This window comes from Sphaerisporangium sp. NPDC051017, assembly GCF_040683095.1.
GTDB lineage: Bacteria > Actinomycetota > Actinomycetes > Streptosporangiales > Streptosporangiaceae > Sphaerisporangium.
The window spans coordinates 116,690-143,668 of the sequence record NZ_JBFBCI010000014.1; the positions used below are offsets into that span (position 1 = coordinate 116,690).

27 protein-coding genes are annotated in these 26,979 nt (G+C 70.3%); 18 read left to right on the plus strand and 9 right to left on the minus strand.

Features of this window, described 5'->3' with window-relative positions; translation table 11 throughout:
• Positions 1-86 precede the first annotated feature (86 nt).
• Genes AB0M95_RS15015 through AB0M95_RS15025 form a run of 3 tightly spaced genes read right to left on the minus strand, consistent with a single transcriptional unit; the run spans position 87 to position 2,060 of the window.
• A complete protein-coding gene (locus AB0M95_RS15015) occupies positions 87-821 on the minus strand; it encodes a class I SAM-dependent methyltransferase (RefSeq protein WP_363763943.1) in 735 nt (244 codons plus the stop codon).
• A gap of 4 nt (positions 822-825) precedes the next feature.
• Positions 826-1,872, minus strand: coding sequence for an ATP-binding cassette domain-containing protein (locus tag AB0M95_RS15020; protein WP_363763946.1), 1,047 nt, complete (start codon positions 1,870-1,872; stop codon positions 826-828).
• Positions 1,776-2,060, minus strand: a complete 285-nt coding sequence (locus tag AB0M95_RS15025) for an ATP-binding cassette domain-containing protein (protein ID WP_363763949.1) — start codon at positions 2,058-2,060, stop codon at positions 1,776-1,778. Before AB0M95_RS15025 ends, AB0M95_RS15020 begins: the two co-directional genes overlap by 97 nt.
• Before the next feature lie 465 nt (positions 2,061-2,525).
• On the opposite strand from AB0M95_RS15025, the gene AB0M95_RS15030 reads away from it, so the two are divergent.
• Both AB0M95_RS15030 and AB0M95_RS15035 read left to right on the plus strand, forming a co-directional pair.
• Positions 2,526-3,119, plus strand: a complete 594-nt coding sequence (locus AB0M95_RS15030) for a crosslink repair DNA glycosylase YcaQ family protein (protein ID WP_363763952.1) — start codon at positions 2,526-2,528, stop codon at positions 3,117-3,119.
• A 311-nt stretch (positions 3,120-3,430) separates the two neighbouring features.
• Positions 3,431-4,576: a Fic family protein gene (locus tag AB0M95_RS15035; RefSeq protein WP_363763955.1), complete on the plus strand. Its 1,146-nt coding sequence runs from the start codon at positions 3,431-3,433 to the stop codon at positions 4,574-4,576.
• 167 nt (positions 4,577-4,743) lie between these two features.
• On the opposite strand, the gene AB0M95_RS15040 is transcribed toward AB0M95_RS15035, so the two are convergent.
• The 3 genes from AB0M95_RS15040 to AB0M95_RS15050 all read right to left on the minus strand — a co-directional run bounded on the left by AB0M95_RS15040 (position 4,744) and on the right by AB0M95_RS15050 (position 8,736).
• Positions 4,744-5,553, minus strand: a complete 810-nt coding sequence (locus tag AB0M95_RS15040; protein ID WP_363763958.1) for an alpha/beta hydrolase — start codon at positions 5,551-5,553, stop codon at positions 4,744-4,746.
• 115 nt (positions 5,554-5,668) lie between these two features.
• Positions 5,669-6,910 carry a monooxygenase gene (locus tag AB0M95_RS15045; protein ID WP_363763961.1) on the minus strand — a complete coding sequence of 414 codons (1,242 nt, stop codon included), beginning with the start codon at positions 6,908-6,910 and terminating at the stop codon, positions 5,669-5,671.
• A gap of 221 nt (positions 6,911-7,131) precedes the next feature.
• On the minus strand, positions 7,132-8,736 hold the full coding sequence (locus AB0M95_RS15050) for an ATP-binding domain-containing protein (RefSeq protein WP_363763964.1): 1,605 nt from the start codon (positions 8,734-8,736) through the stop codon (positions 7,132-7,134).
• Between the two features lie 98 nt (positions 8,737-8,834).
• Here AB0M95_RS15050 and AB0M95_RS15055 point away from each other — a divergent pair, with 98 nt between their 5' ends.
• The 9 genes from AB0M95_RS15055 to AB0M95_RS15095 all read left to right on the plus strand — a co-directional run bounded on the left by AB0M95_RS15055 (position 8,835) and on the right by AB0M95_RS15095 (position 16,802).
• Positions 8,835-10,667 (plus strand): glycosyltransferase, encoded by a 1,833-nt coding sequence (locus AB0M95_RS15055; RefSeq protein ID WP_363763967.1) that lies wholly within the window; start codon positions 8,835-8,837, stop codon positions 10,665-10,667.
• Positions 10,668-10,770: 103 nt separating this feature from the next.
• Complete coding sequence (locus tag AB0M95_RS15060) at positions 10,771-11,802, plus strand: energy-coupling factor ABC transporter permease (RefSeq protein ID WP_363763970.1); 1,032 nt, start codon at positions 10,771-10,773, stop codon at positions 11,800-11,802.
• Positions 11,803-11,824: 22 nt separating this feature from the next.
• Positions 11,825-12,589 (plus strand): cobalt ECF transporter T component CbiQ, encoded by a 765-nt coding sequence (cbiQ, locus tag AB0M95_RS15065; RefSeq protein ID WP_363763973.1) that lies wholly within the window; start codon positions 11,825-11,827, stop codon positions 12,587-12,589.
• The gene (locus AB0M95_RS15070) at positions 12,586-13,335 is read left to right on the plus strand and encodes an ABC transporter ATP-binding protein (RefSeq protein WP_363763976.1); all 750 of its coding nucleotides are present in this window, start codon (positions 12,586-12,588) and stop codon (positions 13,333-13,335) included. The genes cbiQ and AB0M95_RS15070 overlap by 4 nt, the downstream gene beginning before the upstream one ends.
• Positions 13,336-13,488: 153 nt before the next feature.
• Positions 13,489-13,830, plus strand: coding sequence for an STAS domain-containing protein (locus AB0M95_RS15075; RefSeq protein WP_358525653.1), 342 nt, complete (start codon positions 13,489-13,491; stop codon positions 13,828-13,830).
• 48 nt (positions 13,831-13,878) lie between these two features.
• The gene (locus tag AB0M95_RS15080; RefSeq protein ID WP_363763979.1) at positions 13,879-14,652 is read left to right on the plus strand and encodes an SDR family NAD(P)-dependent oxidoreductase; all 774 of its coding nucleotides are present in this window, start codon (positions 13,879-13,881) and stop codon (positions 14,650-14,652) included.
• 18 nt (positions 14,653-14,670) lie between these two features.
• Entirely contained in the window at positions 14,671-15,435 is a 765-nt protein-coding gene (locus AB0M95_RS15085) for a crotonase/enoyl-CoA hydratase family protein (protein WP_363763982.1), read from the plus strand.
• A 181-nt stretch (positions 15,436-15,616) separates the two neighbouring features.
• On the plus strand, positions 15,617-16,252 hold the full coding sequence (locus tag AB0M95_RS15090) for a rhomboid family intramembrane serine protease (protein ID WP_363763985.1): 636 nt from the start codon (positions 15,617-15,619) through the stop codon (positions 16,250-16,252).
• A 139-nt stretch (positions 16,253-16,391) separates the two neighbouring features.
• The gene (locus tag AB0M95_RS15095) at positions 16,392-16,802 is read left to right on the plus strand and encodes a BlaI/MecI/CopY family transcriptional regulator (RefSeq protein ID WP_363763988.1); all 411 of its coding nucleotides are present in this window, start codon (positions 16,392-16,394) and stop codon (positions 16,800-16,802) included.
• 37 nt (positions 16,803-16,839) lie between these two features.
• Here the strand turns inward: AB0M95_RS15095 and serC are convergent, their stop codons facing one another.
• A complete protein-coding gene (gene serC, locus AB0M95_RS15100) occupies positions 16,840-17,952 on the minus strand; it encodes a phosphoserine transaminase (protein WP_363763991.1) in 1,113 nt (370 codons plus the stop codon).
• Between the two features lie 381 nt (positions 17,953-18,333).
• On the minus strand, positions 18,334-19,440 hold the full coding sequence (locus AB0M95_RS15105; protein WP_358525643.1) for a citrate synthase 2: 1,107 nt from the start codon (positions 19,438-19,440) through the stop codon (positions 18,334-18,336).
• A gap of 168 nt (positions 19,441-19,608) precedes the next feature.
• Between AB0M95_RS15105 and pdxH the strand changes: the two genes are divergently transcribed.
• From pdxH to AB0M95_RS15125, 4 genes are all read left to right on the plus strand, one after another.
• Positions 19,609-20,262 (plus strand): pyridoxamine 5'-phosphate oxidase, encoded by a 654-nt coding sequence (pdxH, locus tag AB0M95_RS15110; protein WP_358525641.1) that lies wholly within the window; start codon positions 19,609-19,611, stop codon positions 20,260-20,262.
• A 70-nt stretch (positions 20,263-20,332) separates the two neighbouring features.
• Complete coding sequence (locus tag AB0M95_RS15115; protein ID WP_363763995.1) at positions 20,333-21,622, plus strand: MFS transporter; 1,290 nt, start codon at positions 20,333-20,335, stop codon at positions 21,620-21,622.
• A 200-nt stretch (positions 21,623-21,822) separates the two neighbouring features.
• Complete coding sequence (locus tag AB0M95_RS15120) at positions 21,823-22,527, plus strand: metal-dependent transcriptional regulator (RefSeq protein WP_358525638.1); 705 nt, start codon at positions 21,823-21,825, stop codon at positions 22,525-22,527.
• Between the two features lie 168 nt (positions 22,528-22,695).
• A complete protein-coding gene (locus AB0M95_RS15125; RefSeq protein ID WP_363763998.1) occupies positions 22,696-24,918 on the plus strand; it encodes a SpoIIE family protein phosphatase in 2,223 nt (740 codons plus the stop codon).
• A 169-nt stretch (positions 24,919-25,087) separates the two neighbouring features.
• Here AB0M95_RS15125 and AB0M95_RS15130 read toward each other — a convergent pair whose 3' ends face one another.
• Positions 25,088-25,279 carry a hypothetical protein gene (locus AB0M95_RS15130; protein ID WP_363764001.1) on the minus strand — a complete coding sequence of 64 codons (192 nt, stop codon included), beginning with the start codon at positions 25,277-25,279 and terminating at the stop codon, positions 25,088-25,090.
• A 916-nt stretch (positions 25,280-26,195) separates the two neighbouring features.
• Here AB0M95_RS15130 and AB0M95_RS15135 point away from each other — a divergent pair.
• From AB0M95_RS15135 to AB0M95_RS15145, 3 genes are all read left to right on the plus strand, one after another.
• Positions 26,196-26,360 carry a hypothetical protein gene (locus AB0M95_RS15135; protein WP_181871120.1) on the plus strand — a complete coding sequence of 55 codons (165 nt, stop codon included), beginning with the start codon at positions 26,196-26,198 and terminating at the stop codon, positions 26,358-26,360.
• An 81-nt stretch (positions 26,361-26,441) separates the two neighbouring features.
• Positions 26,442-26,663, plus strand: a complete 222-nt coding sequence (locus tag AB0M95_RS15140; RefSeq protein WP_363764016.1) for a hypothetical protein — start codon at positions 26,442-26,444, stop codon at positions 26,661-26,663.
• The gene (locus AB0M95_RS15145; RefSeq protein WP_363764004.1) at positions 26,638-26,841 is read left to right on the plus strand and encodes an ATP-binding cassette domain-containing protein; all 204 of its coding nucleotides are present in this window, start codon (positions 26,638-26,640) and stop codon (positions 26,839-26,841) included. The genes AB0M95_RS15140 and AB0M95_RS15145 overlap by 26 nt, the downstream gene beginning before the upstream one ends.
• The last annotated feature ends 138 nt before the right edge of the window (positions 26,842-26,979 follow it).

The following is a 26,979-nucleotide window of genomic DNA, read 5'->3' on the forward strand; positions in this document are numbered from 1 at the left end:
CACAGACGGAGTGTTCCACCACGCCGGAGTAGGCGCGGCCGACGAGGCGACCGGAGCCGGATGCGGATGTCGTGGGGCGGACGAGGCTAGTGCGGGGTCCGGTAGACGGAGACGTGGGAGCGGGAGTCTTCGGTGAAGTCGGATCCGGTCCAGTCCGCGTGTCTGGTCTCCAGTTCGAAGCCGGCGAGCTGGGCCATGAGGTCGAGTTCGGCGGGCCAGATGTAGCGGTGCGGGCTGCGGGACAGCTGAGCCTGCCTGGACTCGTCGAACGTGAAGTGGTGCGACACGACGTGTTGGTTCAGGACGTCGTAGGTATCCAGGCCGATGTACCCGGGCTCGCAGTGCCACACCGTGGCCTGCTGGCCCGGGGGGAGCTTGCGCAGCTCGGGTACCCAGAGCTCGATCACGAACCGGCCGCCGGGCGTGAGGTGGCGGGCGGCGTTGCGGAAGCACGCGACCTGCTCGGCTTGGGCGAGCAGGTTCGAAATCGTGTTGAAGACGAGGTAGACCAGCGTGTACTTCCCGGGCGCGACGGCCGTGGCCATGTCGCCGACGACCACCGGGATCGTCGTTTCGTCCGCCTTAGTACGCAGGCGGTCGATCATCCACGGTGACGTATCGATGCCGGTGACGGGAACCCCTCGCTCGGCGAGAGGGACGGCTACGCGGCCGGTTCCGATGGCGAACTCGAGCGCCCGCCCGTCGCCCGCGAGTTCGGCGAGGCGGTCGACGGTCGGCCCCACGACCTCGGGCGCGAACATGCCGACGCCCGGCGTGTCGTAGCGCTGGGCGGTATACGCATCCCAGATCTCTTGCGGCATGCATTCAAGGACCGCTCGCGGCCGGCTGCGGCTCGGCCGCGCGGTGCAGCGTGCCGGTGGCCGGCTCCAGTTCCCCGGTGATCAGCTTCAGCAGGGTGGACTTGCCCGAGCCGTTGGGACCGAGCAGGGCGATCCGTTCGGGGCCGCGCACGCTCAGCGTGAGACCCGGAGGCGCGAACAGCGGGCCGCCGCCGTAGCTCACGTTGACGTCTTCGCAGGTCAGCATCGTACGCCCGGCGGGCACCCGGGTCTCGGGGAGGGTGATCGCGATGCGCGCCTCCTCGCGCAGCTCCCGGGTCGCCTCCTCCAGCCTGGCCTTGGCGTCCGCGGTGCGCTGCTGGTGCACCTCGGCCGACCGGCCCGCCGACTCCTGGGCCTGGCGCTGCAGCCCGCCCGCGATGATGCGCGGCAGGCCCAGCGAGCTCTTGTTGCGTTTGGCGTTGCTCGCCCTGCGCTGGGCCCGCTCCCGCGCCTCCTGTGCCTCGCGTTTCTGGCGGCGCAGGTCCTGTTCGGCGCCGCGTACCGCGCGCTGCGCCGCCTCCTGCTCACGGTCCACGGCCTCGGTGTAGGCCGTGAAGCCGCCGCCGTACAGGCGCAGCTCCGTGGAGTGCAATTCGGCGATGGCGTCCATCCGCTCCAGCAGGGCGCGGTCGTGGCTGATCACCAGCAGGCAGCCCTTCCATTCCTCGACCACGCGGTAGAGCCGCTCGCGCGCGGCGCGGTCGAGGTTGTTGGTGGGCTCGTCCAGCAGCAGGACGTCGGGCCGCTTCAGCAACTGGGCGGCCAGCCCGATGGAGAGCACCTGACCGCCGCTGAGCGTGCGCAGTGGACGGTCCGGCGTCACGTCGCCCAGGCCGAGGCGGTCGAGGACGGCGGCGGTGCGCTCCTCGATGTCCCAGTTGTCGCCGACGACGGTGAAATGCTCCTCGCGGACGTCGCCGGACTCGATGGCGTTCAGCGCGGCGCGGATCGGGGCGATCTCCAGTGCCTGGTCGACGGTGCCGTCCAGCAGCGGCAGGGACTGTGGCAGGTACCCGGTCTCGCCCTGCACGGACACCGAGCCCGCGCGGGCCGGAGCTCCCCGGTGATCAGGCGGAAGAGGGTGGTCTTCCCGGCGCCGTTGGGGCCGACGAGGCCGGTCCGGCCGCTGCCGAGGGAGAACGAAAGGCCGTCGAAGACAGGGGTGTCGTCCGGCCAGGAGAACGACAGGTCGGTGCACACGATGGTCGCGTCAGGCATGAAAGATCCCGGGGACGAGAAGCCCGGCCCGGAGGCGCGTCACAGGGGTGCGGGGCCGTACGGCCGCGCGGCACGGTTCAGGACGCGCCGGACCGGCGCATGATGGGTGGTGGACGGATCCCGCGGGCCCGGGGGCGCTCTGAACGCGCGCCGGGCCGCTGCGTCACGCCGTGGGGAAACGGCGATGACGGACGGCGGGCATCACTCGGAGTCGTCGTCCTCGCTGACGAGCATGACCCGAATCCTCCGTACCTCGGCATCGTCCCGCAAAGAAAGGGGACACCGCATGCTACCACCGACCTCGCGCGCCATCCGGGTGACGAGGTCGACGACGAGCGCGTCCGGCAGTGGGACCTGTCCGGACGCGGCTGGTCCGGCGGGAAGGGACGGCGCCCGTCCGGGGCGCCGTCCTCCCGGTTACGACCCGGTGCCTTCGGCGTGCCGGGCCTGCAGGGTCTCCGCCAGGTGGGTGCTGAGCGCCATCACCGTCGGGCGTCCCCCGCCACGTACCTCCCCGGCTGGCCGGGCCTCCCCGAGCCCGAGGAGGCCGCCCGCGTCGTCATCCCCGCCTACCTCTCCGCGTACGGGCCGGCCGGGCCCGACGTCTTCAACCGCTGGATCTCACGCGGCGCGCTGAAGAAGACCACGCTGCGCCAGTGGTTCGCCGACCTCGGCGACACTCTCACCGAGGTCGACGTCGAGGGCGAGACCCTGTGGATCCGCACCGAGGACGCCGAGTCCCTCGCCGCGACGCCGCCCACCGACATGTTCCGGTTGCTGCCCGCCTTCGACCAGTACGTCCTCGGCGTGGGCACCGACGACACCCGCGTCATCCCGGCCCATCACCGCAAGGACGTCAGCAAGACCGCCGGCTGGATCGCCCCGGTGGTCGTGGACGCCGGCCGCGTGACGGGCGTCTGGGAATCCACCGACACTTCCCTGTCCATAACCCTTTTCCCGGATTCTCCGAAGCCCGCCGAAGAGGCGGTCAATATCGAGGCCGCCCACCTAAATCCCCTCCTCAGCGGCCCAAACGAGAGATCCGTCACCATTTCCTGAAATTGGCACACCGACTGCAGGCTCGTGTCGGCGATGGCGCGCAGGCCCGGTACGGCCGGGCTCCCGCGGTCGGGGTCGGGCGCGCTTGGCCGGTAGACCTGGCCATCAGCAGGGAGCGTCTCGCCGGCGGGCGGGTCACCCCGACTTGAGCGCGACCAGCTTCTCCGCCGAGATGGGGCGGAAGGTCGGCAGGACGGATAGGAGGAGCTCCTCGGTCCCGCACGCGGCTTCCGGTCGCGCAGCCCCACGACCAGACAGCCTTTACCGTATGCGTGTTTGACTTGATGACATGATGATGGTGTCATCGAGTCGTGCTGTACGGGACGCCTTCTCTGGACGATGCGGACCAGCGGGTGCTTGAGGATGTCGAGCGGATGCGCCACGACCTTCGCATGCACATTCGTCCGCAAGAGCGATGGACCAAGCAACTGCGCAGGAGCCTCACCGCCAGGGCGATCGTGGGTTCGAACACGATCGAGGGGTATGCGGCGTCGATAGAGGACGTGGAGGCGCTCATGGCGGGTGAGGCGCCCCTCGATGCGAGCGATGCGACGCGAAGGGAGTTGGAGGGATATCAACGGGCGATGACCTATATTCAGGCGCTCTCAGATGCGGGTGGCGAGTTCCGCTATGATTTGGGTCTGATAAATGGTCTGCACTTTATGATTCAGGAGCATCACGGGAACAAGCGTCCGGGTCGGCTGCGACAGGGGCCGGTGTATGTGACCAGCCCCGATGATCCCGCCGTTGCCGCGTATACAGGCCCTGAGCACGAGATAGTGCCTGAACTCATGCGCGAGCTGGTCCACTGGCTCAACGAGGGGGATTTGGATTCTCCCGTCCATGTTAGAGCATCGATGGCGCATCTGAACCTCGTGAAAATTCATCCATGGGCGGACGGAAATGGGCGGATGTCACGGGCGCTGTCCACTCTCGTCTTCTCCAGGGAGGCTCTGCTCCCACCGGAGTTCTCATCTATCGAGGAGTGGCTCGGCAGGGGGCAGAACACTTATGGCTATTACAAGGTCCTTGAGGAGGTGGGGGGCCCTGTCTGGAGCCCGGACCGCGATACGCGCCCGTGGATGAAATTCTGTTTGCGCGCTCACCACCTCCAGGCCCAGCAGGCTAAACGTAGGGTTGATCTTCTGAGTCGGGCATGGATCGCCCTCTCAGAGGCTGCGGCGGCCGATCGTCTCGACGAGCGGACCGTTTTCGCGCTGTTGCCCGCCTTCTGGGAATCGCGCGTCCGGCGCACCGTCTATCAGCAGGACGCGGAACTAAGTAACCAACAGGCCACTCGGGATATCCGTGAGATGTGCCGTCTAGGCTGGTTGGCGCCTCAGGGACAGGCGAGGGGCCGGTATTACGTGGCGGGTCCGGCCATGCAACCAATTCTTGAAGCCGTCAAGCAGTCCACGAACCGATACGTCGATCCTTATGGGACCTCCGGCCCGTGATCGGGCGCTGACAAGGGCCGCTTTCACTCGGAACGCAACCGTGGTCGGCCCCTGCGGGACCTCTGTGGCTTTGCAGGATGACGATGGCGGCTCGGCACGCGCTGCGTCGCGCGGGCGTGCCGAGCCGTCGCATCCACGAACGCTTCGACTTCTGAGCCGCGGGCCCGTTAGTCGCCGAGGATCTCGACGAGGGCCTTGGCGAACTCGGCCAGGTGGGTCAGGAACCCGACGTGGCCGCCCGGGAACTCGACGAGCCCGGTGCCGAGGCGCTCCGCCAAGGTGGCGGCCGTCCGGTGGGTGAGGGCGTCGCCGGAGTCGGCGCCTCCGACGACGACGAGTGGGGCGTCGCGCAGCGCGTCCAGGTCGGGGACGAACCGGGTGAACGACCGCAACTCATACGCCAGGACGGTCTCGCTGTTGGCGCGGACGCGGGTCAGCATCTCCACGATGGGTGCGGGCAGCCCGGGCGGCGGCTCCGGCGGGGGCGTCAGGCCGACCTCCTCGCCGAACCTGCGCATCGCGGCGTCCACGCCGTCCTTCAGGTAGATCTCGTGCAGCTCCTCGAACAGCGCGTGCCAGCGCGCGGCGTCCGGCAGCAGCTCGATGACGAACGGCTCGTGCGCGACCACGGCCCGCACCCGCCCGGGGTTGCGCGCGAGCAGGTCCATGCCGACCATGCCGCCGTAGCTGGTCCCGAAGACGTACGCGGGGTCGCCGCCGACCGCCTCCAGCAGCCGCAGCGCGTCCTCGGCGTGCTCACCGATGCGCTGCTCGTACGGCGGGACGGTGAGGGGACTGCGCGAGTTTCCCCGGGGGTCGTAGGTGACGACGGTGTACCGCTCGGCGAGCACGGTGGCCAGCGGCGCGAACATCGCCGCGTCCCCGTCGCCGCCGTTGACGAGCAGGAGCACGGGCCCCGAGCCGCGCACCTCGTAGTAAATCTCGGCGCCTGGCACGGGCAGCATGCCGGTGTCCATGAATCCCCTCGGAGAGGTCGGGCCGCCCGGCGGGCGGCGGGTTTCCGTGAACGGGTTCACCGGGGGCACCGCCCCATGGCGGCGACCCCGGTGCTCGGTGCGGCCCGGCCTGTGATCAGGCGCGGGGTGTTTCTTCGGGAGACATGACCAGAAGGCCGAGGCACATCTCGTCGCTGGTGCCCTCGCCCCACACGACGTACCTCGGCGGCAGGCCCTGCAGCGCGGGGAGCTGCCTGCGCAGGCCCGCGTCGTGGGTGCAGGTGACGCGGAAGACGTCGCCGGGCTTGACCTCGACGGGCTTGGGCAGCGGGCGGATCGCCTGGTCGTCGAAGTCGTAGGACGGGAGGTCGAGCAGCGTCCGGGCCTTCGGTGTGCCGGGGTTCATCTCGATCTTGATCGAACGGCCGAGCAGGTGCATGTGCCCGGCGGTGGCGTAGATGGTGGCCTTGGCGGGGAACTTGGTGTCGCAGTGCTGGGTGGTCCCGGCTACCGGCGGCTTGCCCTTGTTGCAGAACTCGTTCAGCCCCGTCACCGTCTCACCCGCTTGCGCCCCGAAGCGCTGGACGACGTCCTTGACGGCGGCGTCGCGGTCGCACAGCGGGCCGGACTCCTGGGCGGTGCAGGGCAGCTCGATCGGCGCGGGAAGCTGGCCGGTCTGCAGCGGCTTGAGGTCGGTCTTGCCGTCGGTGAGCCGCAACCGCATGCTCGACTGGTCGCTCTCGGCCGGCTTGCCGCGCGACGCCAGCAGGTTGTAGTGGATCTGCATGACAAGCTGACTGCCGGGCGGCATCGGGTAGCCGACCTTCTCGGTGAGCAGGGTCTCGTTCGCCCCGGGCGCCCAGTGGCCGACCCAGCCGCTGCCCTCCAGACCCGCGTCGCCGAAGCACGTCCACCCCTCGCCGGGCGTCTTGGCGTCGAGGTCGCGGGCGGCCTGCACCTTGTCGGGGTCCAGGCGGAAGATGATCGCGTGGTGGACGATCGCGCTGTTCTGCGGCAGGAACTGGCTGCCGGTCAGGAACGCCTTCTCGGTGACGCCGGGGTCGACGATGAAGCAGCGATACTCGTCGGTTCCCCCGGCGGGGGCGGCCGGCCGGTAGGGCTCGGCCAGCTTCACGTTGACGAACCGCTCGGACGGCCGCAGCGGGGCCGCGGGCGGGGCGCTGAACGTCCCGCCGTGACCGCCATGGCCGCCATGGGCGCTGACGGACGGCGTCTGCGTCCCTACGGCGGCCGCGTCGCCCTTGGCCCCGGTGGTGGCCGAGTCGTTCCCCTTCGCACATGACGCGACGAGAAGTGTGCCGGCGAGGGCGAGGGCAACCCCGCCGAGCCATCGTGCCGGCCGGACCGCGTCGTTCATTCCGCCTCCTGCTCTTCCCCGTGGAGCTTCGTGGTCTGCGGGCGTGCGCCCGGGATCGGCTCCCGCCGATCCCGCTTCCAGCCTTCTCCCGGACTTGACGTTCGGGCATCCGCCCTTAGGCCGAAGCAGCTCATCCGCTCGGGTGAGGGGTTTCCCCCTGTGGTGGGCCACGGTCGTAGGCGAATCGGTTTATCGACCCCTTTATGTACTGATAGCGGCATCTATCCCCGAAGCCGGGCGAGCATGGGCGGCAGCGCGTTCTCGTGCACGACGGTCAGCCGCCGCGTGGCGCGGGTGATCGCCACGTACAGGTCCTGACCCCCCTTCGGCCCCTGCGCCAGGATCTCGTCGGGCGCCAGGACGATCACCGCGTCGAACTCCAGCCCCTTGGACTGCGTGACGGTCAGCACCGCCGACGGCGAGTCCAGCGCCTCGGCCGTCAGCGCGGACGCCGAGCCGGGCAGCAGCGCGGCGATCTCGCCGTGCCGGGCGTCGGGCGTCAGCACGGCCAGGCGGCCCTCGCCCAGCCCGGTGACCTGCTCCAGCTCCGAGCGCACCAGCTCGGGCAGCACGGTGGCGAGGTCGGCCCGCGCGGCGCGCACCGCGCGTGGCGGTGCCTCCCCGTCGCGCACGGAGATCGGAGGCCGCTGCGCGGGATCGACGGCCTTGAGCACGTCCGCGGCGACCTCCATGATCTCGGCGGGGGTGCGGTAGTTGACGAGCAGCCGCGCCTCGCGCCAGCGGCCCCTCACGTACGGGTCGAGCATCTCGGCCCAGGACCGCGCGCCGGCCGCGGAGCCGGTCTGGGCGACGTCGCCCACCACCGTCAGCGAGCGCGTCGGGATGCGGCGCATGACCGTCCGCCAGGCCATGGCCGACAGCTCCTGCGCCTCGTCCACGATGACGTCGAGCCGCTCGGCCTCGTCGAGCGCGAGCGCGGTCAGCGCCGAGTCGACGAACAGCTTGCGCGCCACGTTGTGCGGGTTGCGGACGGCCCGGGCCCGGTCGCGGGCGCGTACGCACGTGGCGTGGTCGACGTGCAGCGTCATACGCTCCACCACGACCTCGACGCCGCCGCGCACCGAGGTCTTCACCGGGACGCCGACCACCAGGTCGCCCTCGGGGACGCGCTGGCGGTCGCGCACGGCGGCCCTGATCACTTCGGTCATGCGGGTGTCGCCCTTGACGATCGCGGCCTCGGGGGTGTCCTGGGCGGTGGCGCGCACGCCGGGGTACAGCTCGCCGACGGTGGTCAGCACGACGTCCGTCTCGCCGAGCGCGGGCAGCACCTGCCCGATGTAGCGCAGGAACAGGGCGTTCGGGCCGATGACGAGCACGCCCCTGCGCTCCAGCGTGTCGCGGTGCGCGTACAGCAGGTACGCCGCCCGGTGCAGCGCGGCGACGGTCTTGCCCGTGCACGGCGCGCCCTGGACGACGAGGGCACCGGGCAGCCCCGAGCGGATGACCTGGTCCTGCTCGGCCTGGATGGTCGCCACCACGTCGCCCATGCGCCCGGTGCGCCCGCGCCGCAGCGCCGCCATGAGCGCGGCCTCGCCGACCAGCGTACGGCGGTCGGGCTCGCTCATGCGGCCGAGGTCGAACACCTCGTCATCGAGGTGCACGACCGTCCGGCCGCGGGTGTGCAGGTGGCGGCGGCGCACCAGCGGGCCGGGGTCGCTCGGCGTCGCGGTGTAGAACGGGCGCGCGGCCGGGGCGCGCCAGTCGATCAGCACCAGCGCGTCGTCGGCGTCGCGCAGGCCGGCCCGGCCCCGGATGCGCCATCTCGTCGCCTCCGTTGCGGACTCGTTACCCTGAGGAAAAGGCAATAAGCCCCGCAAAGCCCAATAAGCGGGCGGTCCAGGTGATGCCATCGCGGATGATTGCCCTTTCATCGTGCGGGTCGGCGGTTACATAATGAATCGCAATGAAGACGGAAAGTAACCGGCCTGTCGACGTGAGCATCGTCGTGCCCGTCCACAACTGCCGCCCCTATCTCGACCGGTGCCTCACCTCGCTCCTGGGGCAGTCGGTCAGCAAGGAGATCGTCGTCGTGGACGACGGCTCCACCGACGGCAGCCGCGACCTTCTGGCCGACTATGCGACGAAATATCCGGAAATACAGCTGTACTTCCAGCCCCCTTCCGGAGGGGCCGCCCGCCCGAGGAACCGGGCCATCGCCCACTCCAGAGGGCGCTACGTCTTCTTCTGCGACGCCGACGACCACCTCGGCCCCGAGGCGCTGCCCCGCATGCTCGCCATGGCCGACCGCAACGGCTCCGACATCGTCCTCGGCAAGATGGTCGGCCACGGCCGCAAGGTGCCCACCGCGATCTTCCGCGAGAACCGCGACCGCGCCCCGCTCGGCGAGACCGCCGTCTACAACGTCCTGACCTGCTTCAAGCTCTTCCGCCGCGAGCTGCTGCTCCGCCACGAGATCCGCTTCGACGAGTCGCTGCGCGTCGGGGAGGACATCGTCTTCTCGGTCCACGCCTACTGCCACGCCCGGACGATCTCGGTGGTCGCCGACCACGACTGCTACCACCTGGTCGCCCGCCCGGACGGCACCAGCATCATGCAGGAGCCGGGCAGCCGCGACCCGCTGGCCTGGCTGCGCATGATCCGCACGCCGATCGAGCTGATGACCCGCCACATCCCCGCCGGGCCGCTGCGCGACCACCTGCTGCGGCGGCACTTTCGCTTCGACATCCTCGCCCAGCTCGGCGCCCCCCTGCTGTCCCTGGACTCCCGCGGGCGCCGCGCGACCATCGGCGAGGTCGCCGAGATGTGCGCCACCTGGCTCACCGACGGCGTCGTCGAGCGGCTGCGGCCGATCGACCGCCTGCGCGTCGCCACGCTCGGGGACGCCGACCGCCTCGTCCGCATCGCCCGTGTCGAGACGGCGGAGCTGCGCCACCACCTGACCGGCCTGACCTGGGAGGGCGACCGGCTGGAGGTCACCGGCCGCGCCTTCCTCACCGACTCCTGGAACGGCGTCGCGGTCGGCCTGCTGCTGCGCGAGCGGTCCACCTCGGCCGAGCGCCGCGTCCCGGTGACCTCCGCGGCCGACGTCTTCGCCGGAGGCGTCGAGGTCTCGCGCCTGCCACCCGGCGTCTGGGACGTGTACGTCGTGGTCGCATGCGAGGGCGTGCGCCGCGTGGCGCGGTTCGGCGCCCTGCGCGACCCCGGCGTCGACCGTCCCGCGGCGCGCCTGGTGAACGCCGTCGCCGCGCCCTACTTCACCCGCCCGCACGGCAACCTCAGCATCGACGTCGGCGGCCACGTGGTGACCGTCCCCGCGTCGGTGCGGCTCGCGCGCCTGACGTGGGGGGCCAAGGGCGTGCTGACCGTCGAGGGGACGGTCAGCGTGGGCGGCGGGTGCCCGGCGGCGCGGTGCGTGCGGCATGTGGTGTGGCGCGAGCGGGCCTCCGGCAACGAGCGCAGGGCCCCGGCGTCGGCCGTGGGCGAGGCCGCGTTCACCGCGACGGCCATGCTGGACGCGCCGGGCGTCTGGGAGGCCGACCTGGAGCTGAACATCGGTGGCCCCCCGGTGCGGTACCCGGTGCAGGTCGGCGAGGGCGAGCCTGGCAGTCTGGGCTCGGGCGCGGTGTGGTGGCGCGGCCGGCGGCGCTGGACGGCGCGGCCGCGCGCCTCCAAGGTGCGGCGCAGGCTGGTCGTGACCGTCCTCGCCACGGGCCCGAGGGCGGTGGTGCGCCGGTCCATGCGCATGGGCCGCCGCGCGTCGCGCAAGGACCGCTGACGTCACACGATGTTCACGCCGAATCCTTAATTGCCACTCTTTTGCATCTACAACCCCCAGGCATAGAGTTGAGGACGATCCACACCATCGTCGGAGGCTCGACGTGCACGTTCCGGACGGTTTCTTCAACGCCACGGTGTCCGTCGCCGCGGGCGCCTTCGCCGCGGCGGGCCTCGGCGTCTGCCTGCGCGGCGCGCGCCGCGAGCTGGACGACCGCACCGCCCCCATGGCGGGCCTGGTGGCGGCGTTCATCTTCGCGGTCCAGATGCTCAACTTCCCCGTCGCCGCGGGCACCAGCGGCCACCTGCTCGGGGGCACACTGGCCGCGGTCCTCGTCGGGCCGTACACCGCCGTGTTATGCGTGGCCGTGGTGCTGCTGGTCCAGGGCTTCTTCTTCGCCGACGGCGGCCTGACGGCCCTGGGCGTCAACATCACGCTGATGGCCATCGTGACCGCGGCCGTGGGCTGGTTCGTGTTCCGGCTCGTCGTCCGCCTGGCCCCGCGCGCCCGCGCCGCGATCCCGGTGGCCGCGTTCCTCGGCGCCGTCGTCTCCGTCCCGGCCGCCGCGCTGGTCTTCACCGTGCTGTTCTGGATCGGCGGCACCGCGCCCATCGACGTGTCCTCGGTCGCGCTCGCCATGGGCGGCGTGCACGTCCTGATCGGCCTCGGTGAGGGCCTGATCACCGCGCTGACGGTGAGCAGCGTGCTGGCCGTGCGCCCCGACCTGGTGTACGGGGCCCGGGGCCTGTCCGCCCCGCTGGTGCTGCGCACGGCGGACGGCGACACGACCGTCGCCCCCGAGCCCGCGCCGGCGCCCGCCCGCAGCGCCCGGCCGCTGCTGATCGGCGGCGCGGTGGTCGCCGTCCTGCTCGCCGGGGTGGTCTCCTTCTACGCCTCCGGCAGCCCGGACGGGCTGGAGAAGGTCTCCGGTGACAAGGGCATGAACGCCCAGGAGCGCGACCACCCGCTCGGCGGCTCGCCGCTGGCCGACTACGGCGTCAAGGGCGTGGGCAACGAGCGCCTGGCGGTCGGCGTCGCGGGCGTGGCCGGCGTCGGCATCACCGTCCTCGCCGGGGGAGCGGTCTTCTACGCCGTGCGCCGCCGGGCGCGCCACACCGAGAAGGCGGGCGTGTGATGACGCGAGGTGGCCCGCTGTAGTGGGCGCGGGACATCACCACCAGCTCTACCGGCCGGGGGACACCGTGGTCCACCGGCTGCCCCCGCAGTGCAAGCTGCCCGCGGTGGCGGCCTTCGCCGTCGTCGTGGTCGCCACCCCGAGGGACGCCTTCTGGGCGTTCGGGGTGCATGCCCTGCTGCTGGCGGGGGTGGCCGCGGCGGCGCGCGTCCCGGCGGGGTTCGTCCTGCGGCGCATGGTCGTCGAGGTGCCGTTCGTGATCTTCGCGCTCGCGCTGCCGGTGATCGGGCTGGGCGCGCGGGTGGAGGTCCTCGGGGTCTCGCTCAGCGCCGAGGGGCTGTGGGCGGCGTGGAACATCCTCGCCAAGGCCACCCTCGGCGTCGTGGCGAGCATCCTGCTGGCCGCGACGACCGAGCCGCGCATGATGCTGCTCGGCGCGCGGCGGCTCCGGCTGCCGCAGACCCTCGTGCAGATCGCGATGTTCATGCTGCGCTACATGGACGTGATCCTGGACGAGATGCGCCGCATGCGCGTGGCCCGCGAGTCGCGCGGCTTCGCGGCCCGTGACGTCCGGCAGGTTCCGGTGCTGGCCAAGTCGGCGGGCGCGCTGTTCATCCGCTCCTACGAGCGCGGCGAGCGCGTGCACCTGGCGATGCTCAGCAGGGGATACAACGGTTCCATGCCCATCATCGACGACGTGCGGGCCTCGGCGGCGAGCTGGGCCGTCGCCGCCGTACTCCCCGCGGCCGCGCTGGTGACGGCCGCGCTCTCCTGGAGCCTGTCATGACCCCGTCCCCCTCCCTGCGCGTCCAGCGGCTCGCGTACGCCTATCCCGACGGCACGCAGGCGCTGTTCGGCGTCGACCTGACCATCGGGCGCGGCGAGCGCGTCGCGCTGCTCGGCCCCAACGGCGCGGGCAAGACCACGCTGGTCATGCACCTGAACGGCATCCTGACCGCCGGGCACGGCACGGTCGAGGTCGCCGGGCTGCCGGTGCGCAAGAACACGCTGGGCGAGATCCGCCGCCGTGTCGGGCTGGTGTTCCAGGACCCGGACGACCAGCTCTTCATGCCGACGGTCCGCGAGGACGTGGCGTTCGGCCCGGCCAACCTCGGCGTGCGCGGCGCCGAGCTGGAGCACCGGGTCAAGGAGGCCCTGGAGCGGGTGGGCCTGCCCGACATCGCCGACCGGCCGCCGCACCACCTGTCGTTCGGGCAGCGCCGCCGGGTGGCCGTGGCGACGGTGCTCGCCATGCGGCCGGAGATCCTGGTGCTGGACGAGCCGTCATCCAACCTCGACCCGGCCTCCCGGCGCGAGCTTGCCGAGATCCTGCGCTCTCTCGACGTCACCGTGCTGATGGTCACCCACGACCTGCCGTATGCCCTTGAGCTGTGCGAACGCTCGCTCATCCTGTCCGGCGGCGTGATCGCGGCGGACGGCCCGACGCGCGAGATCCTGGCCGACGACGCCCTGCTCGCCGCCCACCGCCTGGAGCTCCCATACGGCTTCGCGGTCGCCGACCGGCCCTCCTGAGCGGCCTCGCGCGGGGCCTGCCGGGCGGGGGCGCCAAATGGCGAGGTCAGCGATACTGCGCTACGGTGTCCCACGATTCCGGCGATCTTAGGCGGCGTGACTTCGGCAAGGGTCACGGCGAAGTAAAGTGGGCCCCGCGAGGGAGGTTTCCACATGAAATTGCGGCTCGCGCGGCGCGCGTTCCCCGACGCCGTCGTGGTCGCGGTCGAGGGCGAGCTGGACCTTTTCACGGCGCCGTTCCTGCGCGACGAGATCCGCGAGGCGATCAAGCAGGACAGCAACCGCCTCGTGCTCGATCTCGCCGGGCTCTCCTTCATGGATTCGAGCGGCCTGTCGGTGCTCATCGAGGCCTGGCGCCTGGCGACCGGCGAGGGCGGCGGCGTCTCCCTCGCGGCTCCGCAGGCCCCCGTCGCGCGCATCTTACGGACGACCGGCCTGGATCGCCGCATAAAGGTCTACTCCGATGTGGACTCCGCGATCTCCGCTGAGATTTGAGTCACCCCCAGGAGAACTTCGTTCGGTACCCGCGTTAGTGTCCGGGATATGGACCTGAACGGATCAGCAGCAATCATCTCGGGCGGTGCCAGCGGCCTCGGTGAGGCCGCGGCACGCGAACTGGCCCGCACCGGCGCCACGGTCGTCATCGCGGACGTCAACGCCGAGCGCGGCAAGGCGATCGCCGACGAGCTCGGCGGCGTCTTCGCGCAGACCGATGTCTCCGACGAGGCCTCGGTCCAGGCGGCCGTGGACGCGGCGGTGGCGACCGGCAAGCCCCTGCGCGCCGTGATCAACAGCGCGGGCATCGGCTGGGCGGCCCGCACGGTGGCCCGCGACGGCTCGCCGCACGACCTCGCCAGTTACCGCAGGGTCATCGACATCAACCTGATCGGCACCTTCAACCTCATGCGCATCGGTGCCGCCGCGATGGCCAAGACCGAGCCCGCCGACGAGGACGGCGCCCGCGGCGTGGTCATCAACACCGCCTCGGTGGCCGGCATCGAGGGGCAGACCGGGCAGGTCGCCTACTCCGCCTCCAAGGGCGGCATCATCGGCATGACGCTGCCGGCCGCGCGCGACCTCGCCGCGATCGGCGTCCGGGTCCTGACGATCTGCCCGGGCATCATCGACACCCCGATCTACGGCTCCGGCCCCGAGGCCGAGGCGTTCAAGGCCAAGCTGTCCGCGCCGGTGCCCTTCCCCAAGCGCATGGGGCGGGCGTCGGAGTTCGCCCAGCTCGTCCGCTCGCTGGTCGAGAACGACTACATGAACGGCGAGGTCATCCGCTTCGACGGTGGAATCCGCTTCCAGCCCAAGTGAGCCCCGCGGAGGTAGCAGGTGTCTGACGAGGTCCTCGTCGAGGTCGACGGCGGTATCGCCGTCATCACCATCAACCGGCCGCAGGCCAGGAACGCCGTCAACGGGGCCGTCGCGCGCGGCGTCGCCGCGGCCCTGGACGAGTTGGAGGAGCGCAAGGACGTCTCGGCGTACGTCCTGACCGGGGCGGGCGGCACGTTCTCCGCGGGCATGGACCTGAAGGGGTTCCTGACCGGTGACGTGCCCGTCGTCGAGGGGCGAGGGTTCGGCGGCATCACCGAGCAGCCCCCGAGGAAGCCGATCGTCGCGGCCGTGGAGGGGTACGCCCTGGCCGGCGGATTCGAGCTGGTGCTGTCCTGCGACATCGTGGTGGCCGCGCAGGACGCGAAGTTCGGGCTGCCGGAGCCGAAGCGCGGCCTGGTGGCGGGCGCGGGCGGGGTCATGCGGCTGCCGCGCCGCGTCCCGTACCACATCGCCATGGAGATCGCGCTGACCGGCGACTTCTACTCGGCGGAGCGGCTGCGCGAGCTGGGGCTGGTCAACCGGGTCACCCCGCCGGGCGAGGCGCTGGCGGGCGCCAGGGAACTGGCGGCCAAGATCGCCGCGAACGCGCCGCTGTCGCTGCTGGCGACCAAGCGCATCGTGGTGGAGTCGGCCGACTGGCCGCGCGAGGAGATGTTCGCCCGGCAGAGGGAGATCATGGACCCGGTGTTCGGCTCCAAGGACGCGCGGGAGGGCGCGGCGGCGTTCGCCGAGAAGCGCGAGCCGCGGTGGTCAGGAGAATGATCTTTCTCGTGGGTGATCATTCCGCATAAATGATCATTGCAGGTAGGGAGGCGCATGTTGCCCGTCAATGCGGGCAACATGCGCCTTTTCCGTGTCTTACGCGAAATCGCGCGTTAAACGCTGTTTGCGTACGGTAAAGGGAGATACGTAGCGCGTTCCAAGGTGGTACAAGAGGAGAGCGATGAACGACTACGCGACCGGGGTGGCATCGAGCCGCACTTCGAGCGAGATGGTGAAGCGGCGCGTGGGCGGCCTGGTCACGGGGGCGGCCGCGGCCGCCTTCGTCGTCGTCCTGCTGGTCGCCGTCGAATGGGCCGTCGAGATCGCGGACTACGTCCTGCCGCAGGACCTGGACCGATACGGCATCATGTCCCACCAGGTCGACGGGCTGGGCGGGATCTTCATGGCCCCCTTCCTGCACGCCGGGTTCGGCCACCTCATGGCCAACACCGTCCCCCTGGCCATCCTCGGCTTCCTCGCGGCCCTGCGCGGCCTCGGGCGGTTCTTCCTGGCCAGCCTGATCATCATCGTGGTCAGCGGGCTCGGCGTCTGGTTCCTCAGCCCCCCTGGCCTGACCGTCGGGGCCAGCGGCCTGGTGTTCGGCTATTTCGGGTACGTCGTGACAAGGGGCCTGTTCGACCGGCACATGCTGGACATCGCCCTCGGCGTCGGCGTTGCCGTGCTGTACTACTCGCTGATCTGGGGCGTCCTGCCGGGCCAGCCCGGCATCTCCTGGCAGGGTCACCTGTTCGGCCTCGTCGGCGGGGTGCTGGCCGCCTGGACGCTTCGCAGGAGGAGGCGCCCCGCGCTCGCCTGACCTGCGGTCCGGGCCTCCTGACCGCCCGCACGGCCGACGACGCACCCGGCGTTAGCGCCGCACGAGTGGCCAAGAAGAGTGGCAGAGAGGTTCCGGCACCAGGCTCGCCTGGACGCGGACGATTGGAGAGAGTGCCCGCGTGAACAATCTGGGGTCTTTAGAGCGCGCCATCATGGAGGTGCTCTGGGATTCCCCTCATCCCCTGCTCGTCCGCGAGGTGCTGGCGGCACTCAACGCGGACGCCGAGAAGCCGCTTGCCTACACCACGGTGCAGACCGTCGCCGAGCGGCTGGCCAGGAAGGGCCTGGTGCGGCGCAAGGCCGAGCGCAAGGCCTTCCGGTACTCCGCGAGCCGCTCGCGCGACGAGCACGTCACGGCGGTGATGCTGGAGGCGCTGGCCGAGAGCCACGACCGGGCCCCCGTGCTGTCCTGCTTCGCGCGCAGCGTCGACCTGGACGACGCGCTGCGCCTGCTGGAGGAACTGGCCCGCCGCACGGGCGGGCACAGCCACGTCGCCGGCCCCGGCTGGGTGCCGCCGCCGTCCGGCTGAAGGCCCCCGGACGAGCCGAGGGGCCCTCAGGCGGGCGCTAGAGGCGCTCGACCACGTGGTCGACACAGGCCGTCAGCGCCTCGACGTCGTCGGGGTCGATGGCCGGGAACATCGCGATGCGCAGCTGGTTGCGCCCGAGCTTGCGGTAGGGCTCGGTGTCGACGATGCCGTTGGCGCGCAGGACCTTGGCGACCTCGGCGGCGTCGACCTCGTCGGAGAAGTCGATCGTACCGACGACGTTGGAGCGCTGCGCCGGGTCGGCCACGAACGGCGTGGTGTAGGCGGCCTTCTCGGCCCAGGTGTAAAGCCGGGAGGCCGACTCGGCGGTGCGCGCGGTCGTCCAGGCCAGGCCGCCGTTGCCGTTCATCCAGTCGAGCTGGTCGGCCAGCAGGAACAGCGTGGCCACGGCCGGGGTGTTGTACGTCTGGTCCTTCACCGAGTTGTCGATGGCCGTCGGCAGGCTGAAGAACTCGGGGACGAACCGCCCGCTCGCGGCGATCTCATCCACCCGGGCCAGCGCGCGGGGCGAGAACAGGCCGATCCACAGGCCGCCGTCGGAGGCGAAGCTCTTCTGCGGGGCGAAGTAGTAGACGTCGAACTCGCTCGCCTCGACGGGCAGGCCGCCCGCCCCGGACGTCGCGTCCACCAGCACCAGCGCGTCGTCGCCGCCGACCCGCTTGATCGGCATGGCGACGCCGGTCGAGGTCTCGTTGTGGGTGAGCGCGTAGACGTCCACGCCCTCCTCGGCGGAGGGGAGCGGGTGGCTGCCGACCTCGGACTTGATCACGGTCGGCTCGCCGAGCCACGGCGCCTTGGCCGCCACGGACGCGAACTTCGACGAGAACTCGCCGAAGTGGAGGTGCTGGGACTTCTGCCTGATCAGCCCGAACGCCGCGATGTCCCAGAACGCGGTGGTGCCGCCGTTGCCGAGCACGACCTCGTACCCCTCCGGGAGCGAGAACAGGTCGGTCAGGCCCTCGCGCACCCGGCGTACCAGGTTCTTCACCGGCTTCTGGCGGTGGGACGTGCCCATCACGCTCGCGCCGGCGGAGGCCAGGGCGGCGAGCTGCTCGGGGCGTACTTTCGAAGGCCCGCAGCCGAAACGGCCGTCCGCGGGTTTGAGGTCAGCGGGAATCTCGATGTCAGCCACCCCACCAAGGGTAGTGAGCTCCACCAGTGGGTCACGTCGTGGGTCCGGATCGCGAGATACGCGCGAACATCGGTCAGATGTCCAGGTACGCGAGCCGGGCGCCCCCCGCGCGGCCCTGGCGGCGCCGGTGGGCCGATCCCGAGTCAAGGGGTGCACGGACACGCGAAAGGCCCGCAACTGGGGGCTGCGGGCCCTGTACGGGGTTCTGTGCCCGGCTCCGGCGAGGGCCGGCCGAAGGCGGGGGAGACGCCGGAGTGCGCCATGGGCGCCTGAGGGACGCGGAGACACGGGGAGGCGCAGGGGGCGCGCTGTCGCTCCGCGAGCCGCGGGGGCGGGTCTCCTTGCGGGAGTCCTGGGGAGTCCCAGGGGAGTCCTGGGGAGTCAGCCCTTGCCGACGACCTCGTCCGCTCCGGGGACGTCGTTGATCGACCGCTGGGGAGGGCCGACGTAACGGGCGCTTGGACGGACGAGCCTGCCCGTGCGCTTCTGCTCCAGGATGTGCGCCGCCCAGCCGGCCGTCCGCGCGCAGGTGAACATCGAGGTGAACATGTGCGGGGGGACCTCGGCGAAGTCCAGCATGATCGCGGCCCAGAACTCCACGTTGGTGGCGAGCACGCGGTCGGGCTTGCGGGCGTGCAGCTCGGCCAGCGCGGCCTTCTCCAGCGCGACGGCTACCTCGTACCGCGGCGCGTTGAGCTCCTGCGCGGTGCGGCGCAGCACGCGGGCGCGCGGGTCCTCGGCGCGGTAGACGCGGTGGCCGAAGCCCATCAGGCGTTCGCCGTCGTCGAGCGCGCGCTTGACGTAGGTCTCGGCGTTGCCGATGCGCTCGACCTCCTCGATCATGTGCAGCACGCGGGCCGGGGCCCCGCCGTGCAGCGGACCGGACATCGCGCCCACCGCGCCCGACAGGGCCGCGGCGACGTCGGCGCCGGTGGAGGCGATGACGCGGGCGGTGAACGTGGAGGCGTTCATGCCGTGCTCGGCGGCGGAGGTCCAGTAGGCGTCGATGGCCTTGACGTGCCTGGGGTCGGGCTCGCCGCGCCAGCGGACCATGAAGCGCTCGACGATCGTGGACGCCTCGTCGACGCGCGACTGCGGCACCATCGGCAGGCCGAGCCCGCGCGCGGACTGGGCGACGAACGACAGCGCGGTGACCGAGGCGCGCGCGAGATCGTCGCGGGCCTGGTCCTCGTCGATGTCGAGGAGCTGGCGGAAGCCGTACGCGGGCGCCAGCATGGCGAGCGCGCTCTGGACGTCGACGCGGATGTCACCGGAGTGGACGGGGATGGGGTACGGCTCGGCCGGGGGGAGGCCCGGCTTGAACTTGTTGTCGACCAGCAGGCCCCACACGTGCCCGTAGGACACGCGCCCGACCAGCTCTTCGATGTCGACGCCCCGGTAGCGAAGAGCGCCCCCTTCCTTGTCCGGTTCCGCGATCTCGGTCTCGAACGCTACGACGCCTTCCAGCCCGGGTTTGAAGTCGGACATTCTCGGCCGCCTCCCTTTCTTGAAGTCAAAGCCTTGATGTCGAGATACCGGCGGTCATATTCAACCCCCTTCGGTGGTGGTGAGCCGCCGCGGGGCCCCGCGAAACGCGATCCCCCTGGTAGGGGGTGCCGCCTTGGCCGCGCCGCCGGACGCGGAAGAATACCGGTCGTGGATGCCGCTTCGAGCCCGCCGTCCTTCGCCGGGCTTCGCCGTACATACGAGGGTCGTCCTCTGAAAGAGGAGGACCTCGCCGCCGATCCGGTCACGCAGTTCGCGTCGTGGTTCGCCGACGCCGTCGAGGCCGGACTTCCCGAGCCCAACGCCATGGTGCTGGCCACAGCCTCCGCCGGAGGCCTGCCCACCGCCCGCACGGTCCTGCTCAAGGGGTACGACCAGCGGGGTTTCGTCTTCTACACCAACTACGAGTCGCGCAAGGGCCGAGACCTCGCCGAGAACCCCCGTGCCTGCCTGCTGTTCCCCTGGCATCCGCTGCGCCGCCAGGTTCGCGTTGAGGGAAAAGTCACACGTCTTTCCCGCGAGGACTCCGCCGCCTACTACCACTCCCGGCCGTACGGCTCGCGCATCGGAGCCTGGGCCTCGCGCCAGTCGGCGGTCGTGCGCTCGCGGGAGGAACTGGACGCGCGCTTCGCCGAGCTGGCCGAGCGCTGGCCGGAGGACCCGCCCATGCCGGACTTCTGGGGCGGTTTCCGCGTGGTGCCCTCGGAGGTCGAGTTCTGGCAGGGGCAGGTCGACCGCATGCACGACCGGCTGCGCTACCGCTGGACCGGCACGGCGTGGATGGTGGAACGCCTCGCCCCCTGAGTCCTTGACCGGACCCCATGGGTAAAGTGCCCGGAGATGTTTAGAGTTTCCGGGGTCGGCGGGGTGGGGAATGGCGGGGGTCGTCCAGTCTGGGCTCAAACGGATCGCCGTCGACACCAGGCCGCTGCGCGTCCCCGCGTACCGGCGGCTGCTGATCGGGCAGGGCGTCTCGTTCGTCGGCTTCCAGCTGACCTCGGTGGCGGTCAGCGCCCAGGTGTACGACATCACCCAGTCCTCCCTGTGGGTTGGACTGCTCGGCCCCGCCAACCTCATCCCGCTCGTGGTGTTCGGGCTGTGGGGCGGTGCCGTCGCCGACGCGGTGGACCGTCGTAAGCTGCTGCTCACCGGTTCGGTCGTCGCCTGGCTAGCTACCCTCGCTCTGCTGCTCCATGCCTTGTCGGGCGCGGAAAACGTTTACTTCATGCTGGTCGCGGTGGCGCTGCAGTCCACCGGATTCGCGGTCAGCTCGTCGACCCGGGGCGCGATCATCCCCCGGCTCGTGCCCCTCGACAACGTCGCCGCCGCCAACACCCTCAACTTCCTCGTCAGCAGCGCCGGCTCGGTGCTCGGCCCGCTGCTCGCCGGCCTCGTCCTCGCCCGCGGCGGGTACGGGACGGCGTACCTCATCGACGCCGTCCTGTTCGGCGCGGGCTTCTACGCGGCCGTCCGGCTGCCGCGTCTGAATCCCCTGGGCGCGGTGTCCCGGCCAGGGCTGCGCTCGGTCGTGGACGGACTGCGGTACATCGCCGGGCAGCCGGTCGTGATGATGTCCTTCGTCGTCGACATCATCGCCATGGCCTTCGCGCTGCCGAGGGCCCTGTTCCCCGAGATCACGGCCGAGCGTTTCGGCGGCTCGCCCGTCGCGTTCGGGTGGCTCTCGGCCAGCCTCGCCATCGGCGCGGTCGCCGCGGGCCTGATGTCCGGGTGGGTCGGCCGCGTGCGCCGCCAGGGCGTCGCGCTGACGGTGGCGATCGCGCTGTGGGGCCTCACGGTGGCCGCCTCCGCCTTCGCGGGACCGTTGTGGCTGGTCGTGGCCCTGCTCGCCGTCGGCGGCGGCATCGACATGATCTCGTCGGTGTGGCGGCAGACGATCCTGCAGACGTACGCCCCGGACGAGATGCGCGGGCGGATGCAGGGCGTGTTCATGGTCGTGGTCGCCGGAGGGCCCCGCCTCGGGGACCTGCGGGCGGGCTCGACGGCGAGCGCGTTCGGGCTCGGACCGGCCTGGGTGGGCGGCGGGCTGCTGTGCGCCGCGATCGTCGTGATCGCCGGCCTCGCCGTCCCGGCCTTCTGGAAGTACGACACTCTGAAAGATCGTCCGGTCGAGGCGCGGCCTCCTCAGTCGTCTCCTCAGTTGTAGGTGTGACACGGGTTGTCCAGGGGCTTGAGATAATGAGGAACGATCACGTTCCCCATCTCGGACCGATCTGTCAGTCGGTCTGCGTAAGCTCTGTTCCGACACCGAATCCCTGCTTCCGGAAGCCGGTCCCACAGCCCCGTCACACATGGCTGTAACCCCTGGAAGCGGGACGTAGCATCGATATTGGGAGGGGAGGAGCCTTGACCGCACACGGCCTCATCGACACCACTGAGATGTACCTCCGCACGATCTACGAGCTGGAGGAAGAGGGGATCACCCCTCTTCGCGCCCGCATCGCCGAACGGTTGCAGCAAAGTGGCCCGACGGTGAGCCAGACGGTGGCCCGCATGGAACGCGACGGGCTGGTCAAGGTCGAGGGCGACCGCCACCTCGCCATGACGGATCTCGGCCGTGCCCTCGCCACCCGGGTCATGCGCAAGCATCGCCTGGCCGAGTGCCTCCTCACACAGGTCATCGGCCTGCCGTGGGAAGAGGTCCACATCGAGGCGTGCCGCTGGGAGCATGTCATGTCGGAGTCCGTCGAGACCCGCCTCGTGACCCTGCTCGACAACCCGGTGGTGTGCCCGCACGGCAACCCCATCCCCGGCCTGGACGAACTGGGCGTCGAGGAGCCGGGCGCCACCGCCGCCGAGATGATGTCGGCGATGGCCGACCTCGCGGGGCCGGGGGACATCCCGGTAGTAGTGCGACGGATCAGCGAACAAGTGCAAAGTGATCCTGTCGTGATGCTTAAACTCAAGCAAGTTGGGATACAACCCGGACGCGAGGTGACGCTCGCGGCGAGCGACGACGGTGTACGGGTGACAGGTGACGATGAAGCGGACAACACTCCCGCGGACCTCCCGCGCGATGTCGCCGCGCACGTCTTCGTATCCAGGCGCTGACCGTCCAGGGCCTGCTTGGTTGGCTCCCGGTAGAAAGTCCCCCCTTTCCATGTCCGACAACCCGGCTTTCCCGGGTCCGCTGGGAAGCCCACGGCAGGCCGCCGAGGCTGCTCCAGGAGCGCATGTGGTCCTCTACGGGATTTACCCCCTTCAGGGGGTGGCCGCAAGATGAAGCGATGGGGGGACCTTTCGCAGGACGCGGCCGATCACCTCACACCCGACTCGGTCCTCAACAACGCCGAGATGGCCATGGTGGTGACCGACCGCTTCAGCAACGTCCTTTACTGGAACCCGTTCGCGGAGCGCCTGTTCGGCCGCCCTGACCGCACGCCGGACGGCGAGCAGGCCGTCCTGTCCTTAGGGATCATGGAGAAGGACCACCCGCTGGCCGTCGAACTGGCCAAGCACGTCCTCAAGGGCGGCGTCTGGGAGGGCACCTTCGACGTACTGCGCGCCGACGGCACGATCATCTACGTCCGTGCCCAGGCCGTCCCCCTCCGCCACCCCTCCGGATCCGTCACCGGCGTCGTCATCACCGCCCGCGAGGCGATGCGCAGCAACGAGCGCGAGAAAGACCGCTTCGGCCTGCTGGAACGCATCGGCGAGCGTCTCGCCAGCTCGCTGTACGTCGAAGAGACGCTCAACCGGGTCGCCGAGATGCTGGTCCCCCAGTTCGCCGACCACTGCTTCATCGAGCTCACCGAGGGCGACCGGCTCGTCCGCAAGGTCTCCACGCACGTCAAGGGCTGGACTCCTCCGCCCGGCACCTGGCGGCCCGTCGGCTCCGAGATCCGGTACCCGGCGGGCCACTACGCCGAGATCGCCATGCGCCGCCAAGAGACGATCATCGTCGAGGACTTCGCGCAGATGAGCTACCCCTCGCCCAGCGAAGAGAGCGCCAAGCTCTGCGGCGAGATCGGCATGACCTCCGCCATCGTCGCGCCGCTGTGCGCGCGCGGAGAGACGCTCGGCCTGATGTACCTCGGCCTGTCCAACCTCACCGACCGCCGCTCGCCCCACTACGACGCGTTCGACCGAGACTTCGTCGGCGCCATCGCCACCCGCGTGGCCATCGCCGTCGACAACGCGCTGCTCTTCGAAGAGGAGCGCCACACCGCCGAGTCCTTCCAGAAGTACCTGCTGCCCCGCGAGCTGCCCCAGCTCGACGGCCTGGAGATCGCCGTCCGCTACTACCCGGCGGCCCCGCTCGCCTCGCACGGCCAGGGCATCCAGACCCAGGTCGGCGGCGACTGGTACGACGTGATCCCGCTGTCCGCCGGCCGCGTCGGCATCGTCATCGGCGACGTCGAGGGCCGGGGGGCCAAGGCCGCCGCCGTCATGGGCCAGCTCAGGGCCGCGCTGCGCGCCTTCGCCCAGGACGACAAGTCCCCGGCCGACATCCTCGCCCGGCTCGACGAGTGGACGCGCATCATCGGCCCGCCCGAGCGCGACGACTACGGCGCCGACGTCAGCACCCCGCCCATCGTCACCTGCCAGTACCTCGTCTACGACGCGTGGTCGCGGCAGCTCTCGTTCGCCAACGCCGGCCACTCCCCGCCGCTGCTGATCGTCGACGGCATGGTGCGCGAGCTGGACATCTCCGAGGTCGGCCAGCCGCTCGGCGTCAGCGCCAAGGGCATGCACGCCGACCTGGTCTACAAGGAGGAAAGCCGCACGCTGCCGCCCGGCGCCGCGCTCCTGCTCTACACCGATGGCCTGGTCGACCGGCGCCCGCCCAAGGGCGAGGCCCCGCTCACCGACGAGCAGACCCTGCGCGTCCTGTGCGACACGGTCGCCGACGCCTCGGCCGACTCGGTCGAGCGCATCGCCGAGGCCGCCACGCGGGCGGTGCCCGGCGAGATCGACGACGACATGGCGATCCTCGTCATCCGGTCCGCCGGCAAAGAGCTCAAGTACGAGGAGCGCACGTTCCCCGCCCAGCCGATCATGGTGGGGGAGGCTCGGCGCATGGCCCGGGAGGCCTTCGCGAGCTGGGGCGTCCCCGACGAGCGCGCCGACATGGCCTGCCTGCTGGTGTCGGAGGTCGTCACCAACGTCGTCCTGCACGCCGCCAGCGCCAGCGTCCCGCGCAGAGAGCTCGTGCTGGACGGTCCGCCGCTGCCCTTCGACGAGTCGTGGGACGTTCCTGGGTTCGACTCCGACATCGTCAACGAGAAGGAGTTCACCCTCCGCCTGCGCCGGGGCGAGGAGTCGATCTGGGTCGAGGTCTTCGACCAGGACCTGCGCCTGCCCCGCATCCGCAGCGCCGGTGAGAACGACGAGGGCGGCCGCGGCCTCTACCTGGTGGACCAGCTCGCCAGGCGCTGGGGCTCCCGCCCGACGAAGGAAGGCAAGGCCGTCTGGTTCGAAATCCCGACCAGAGGCCGCTGACCCGCCGAGGGTTTCCCCGTTGAACGGTTTTCCGCGGGGCCCGTCGTAGGGGTCATTCCGTGGGCGACCAGGGCGTGACGTTCCTGATCGCCCACGTGTGTCATTTCCGGCGGTCGTCGCGTGTCGCGCGCGATGAACAGCCGCTTTCCGCCATTTCCCGAACTTACGGCTAGCGGGCCGTCATCGTCCGCGTCGGCGGGGTGAAATTGGTGAACGTGGCGCAGTTGCCCGGCCAGGCCGGATTCATGCCCGTCCCCGGAGTGGGGTTCACGGTGCACTGCGTCTGCGCGATGGCGCCGGACTTGTTCACGACGGTGACGTGCAGGGTGTTTCCCATCACCGACAGGGAGAAACCGGTCACATTCCCTGGATACCCCGAAACAGAGCTCAGGTTGTGCCACGGCGGGGTGGTCCGCGGGTCACGCACGAGCGTGCTGCCGTCGCCCGGTGCGAAACCGATGAACCTGTTGTTGCCCTGAAATGCGGTGGAAATCCACGAACCGGACGTTCCAGGAGGTCCCTGCGGTCCCTGTGCTCCTTGGGTTCCTTGCGGTCCTTCTGGTCCGGGTGGTCCTTGCGGCCCGACGCATCCCTTGCAGTGCTTCTTCTTCCGAGGCTTGCAATCGTCGTCCGTGGACACGGCGGCGACGCCGGGGCACCCGTGGCCCTCGTGACGAACCAGCGTCGCCAGAACGTCGGGCGCCATCGTGTACCCGGCGACGGGTCGTACGTCGACGGAGGCTTCGGCCGCCGGAGAGACCAAGGCGAAGAGCCCACCGGTCATCAGCGTCGCCGCAGTGACCGTCCAGATGGGCATGCGGGAGACCCGTGCTTTGTCCCGAGAAATCACTTGATTTCTCCCATTTCTCTGTTCCCGTGAATTAGACCTTCTTGGCGCCCGCTACTGTGGCGCCGTGGTCACAAATACCCGCTGCAAGGCCGCGAATTGTACGGCGATTATCCCTGGAAGGGTAAAATCGCTGAGTGCTGGAAAATCAACTGCTGTATTCGGCTGTTTTCGCTGAATTGCGGACACTCGCAGTGGTTCGCCGTCGTGGCGTCAATTAACCGGATGTGCGCTGCTCGGAAACGCGCCCGAATGCCCCGCCTCGCGCACCTCTCTCCGCATTGAGGGCCGGAAAACCGGAGGCGTGTCGTCGAGAACGACGCGCCGGGCGCGGATCGGCCGCATACTGGTCAGCGGAGGCTCCCGTAGGCAGGCTCCACGGGCGGTCCCGCGCGGGGCGGGACTCAGCGAGTGAATTCCGGAGGCAGCGGTGGACAACGGCGGACTGATCCTGCTGATCTTCCTGGCGTTCCTGTTCGCGTGGGGTCTGAACCGTGTCCGCAAGATGCTGCGCTTCGGCCCGATGGCCTACACCGGGGTAATGATCACCTTCGTCATCGTCATGCTCGCCGTCTACACCCAGACCCAGCGCTGACGTTCCCGTCGCGGACGAACCGGCTCGCGCGGCCCATTGGTCGCGGTAGGACGCACGAGCCAGGGGCGAGCGGCCCGGCGCATGGCCCTGGAGGCGTTCGCGAGCTGGGGCGTCCCCGACGAGCGCGCCGAGATGGCCTGCCTGCTGGTGTCGGAGGTCGCCACCAACGTCGTCCTGCACGCCGCCAGCGTCCCGCGCTCAACCCGGCGAGTCCGTAATCGCTTGCCGCAGCCGGTGCAGCCATTTCGGGTGGCACCGGTTCCCCATCATTTCGAGGATGATTTTGTCACTCGCCCTTCATGATTGCTCATACGGTTACCGGCGGAACAACCTCGTTCTGGATAGATTGAGCCTTCGGTTTCCTGCTGGAATCACACTGCTACTCGGTCCGAACGGAGCAGGGAAGTCCACGCTGCTCGGCATCTCGGCGTCGGCGCTGTCTCCGAGCCGCGGGTCTGTGAACCTTGATCCCAAGCGGTGAAGGCAATCGGGCTATTGGGATGATCGACAGATCGGGGAATTACGGGGAGAAGTCTTCTTCTCGTCGTCGCTGATCTTTTGACTTTGAGAGTCTCGACGGACTGAGCCACTTGGGGGAGTGGTCCGTGGGGGAACAGCG

What these genes read in the sequence shown, in the direction of transcription:
- AB0M95_RS15015 (WP_363763943.1), bottom strand. Translation starts at nt 821, where the DNA reads ATGCCGCAAGAGATCTGGGATGCGTATACCGCCCAGCGCTACGACACG.
- AB0M95_RS15025 (WP_363763949.1), bottom strand. Translation starts at nt 2,060, where the DNA reads ATGCCTGACGCGACCATCGTGTGCACCGACCTGTCGTTCTCCTGGCCG.
- AB0M95_RS15040 (WP_363763958.1), bottom strand. Translation starts at nt 5,553, where the DNA reads ATGGACACCGGCATGCTGCCCGTGCCAGGCGCCGAGATTTACTACGAG.
- AB0M95_RS15045 (WP_363763961.1), bottom strand. Translation starts at nt 6,910, where the DNA reads ATGAACGACGCGGTCCGGCCGGCACGATGGCTCGGCGGGGTTGCCCTC.
- AB0M95_RS15055 (WP_363763967.1), top strand. Translation starts at nt 8,835, where the DNA reads ATGAAGACGGAAAGTAACCGGCCTGTCGACGTGAGCATCGTCGTGCCC.
- AB0M95_RS15070 (WP_363763976.1), top strand. Translation starts at nt 12,586, where the DNA reads ATGACCCCGTCCCCCTCCCTGCGCGTCCAGCGGCTCGCGTACGCCTAT.
- AB0M95_RS15075 (WP_358525653.1), top strand. Translation starts at nt 13,489, where the DNA reads ATGAAATTGCGGCTCGCGCGGCGCGCGTTCCCCGACGCCGTCGTGGTC.
- AB0M95_RS15080 (WP_363763979.1), top strand. Translation starts at nt 13,879, where the DNA reads ATGGACCTGAACGGATCAGCAGCAATCATCTCGGGCGGTGCCAGCGGC.
- AB0M95_RS15090 (WP_363763985.1), top strand. Translation starts at nt 15,617, where the DNA reads ATGAACGACTACGCGACCGGGGTGGCATCGAGCCGCACTTCGAGCGAG.
- AB0M95_RS15105 (WP_358525643.1), bottom strand. Translation starts at nt 19,440, where the DNA reads ATGTCCGACTTCAAACCCGGGCTGGAAGGCGTCGTAGCGTTCGAGACC.
- AB0M95_RS15115 (WP_363763995.1), top strand. Translation starts at nt 20,333, where the DNA reads ATGGCGGGGGTCGTCCAGTCTGGGCTCAAACGGATCGCCGTCGACACC.
- AB0M95_RS15125 (WP_363763998.1), top strand. Translation starts at nt 22,696, where the DNA reads ATGAAGCGATGGGGGGACCTTTCGCAGGACGCGGCCGATCACCTCACA.
- AB0M95_RS15140 (WP_363764016.1), top strand. Translation starts at nt 26,442, where the DNA reads ATGGCCCTGGAGGCGTTCGCGAGCTGGGGCGTCCCCGACGAGCGCGCC.
- AB0M95_RS15145 (WP_363764004.1), top strand. Translation starts at nt 26,638, where the DNA reads ATGATTTTGTCACTCGCCCTTCATGATTGCTCATACGGTTACCGGCGG.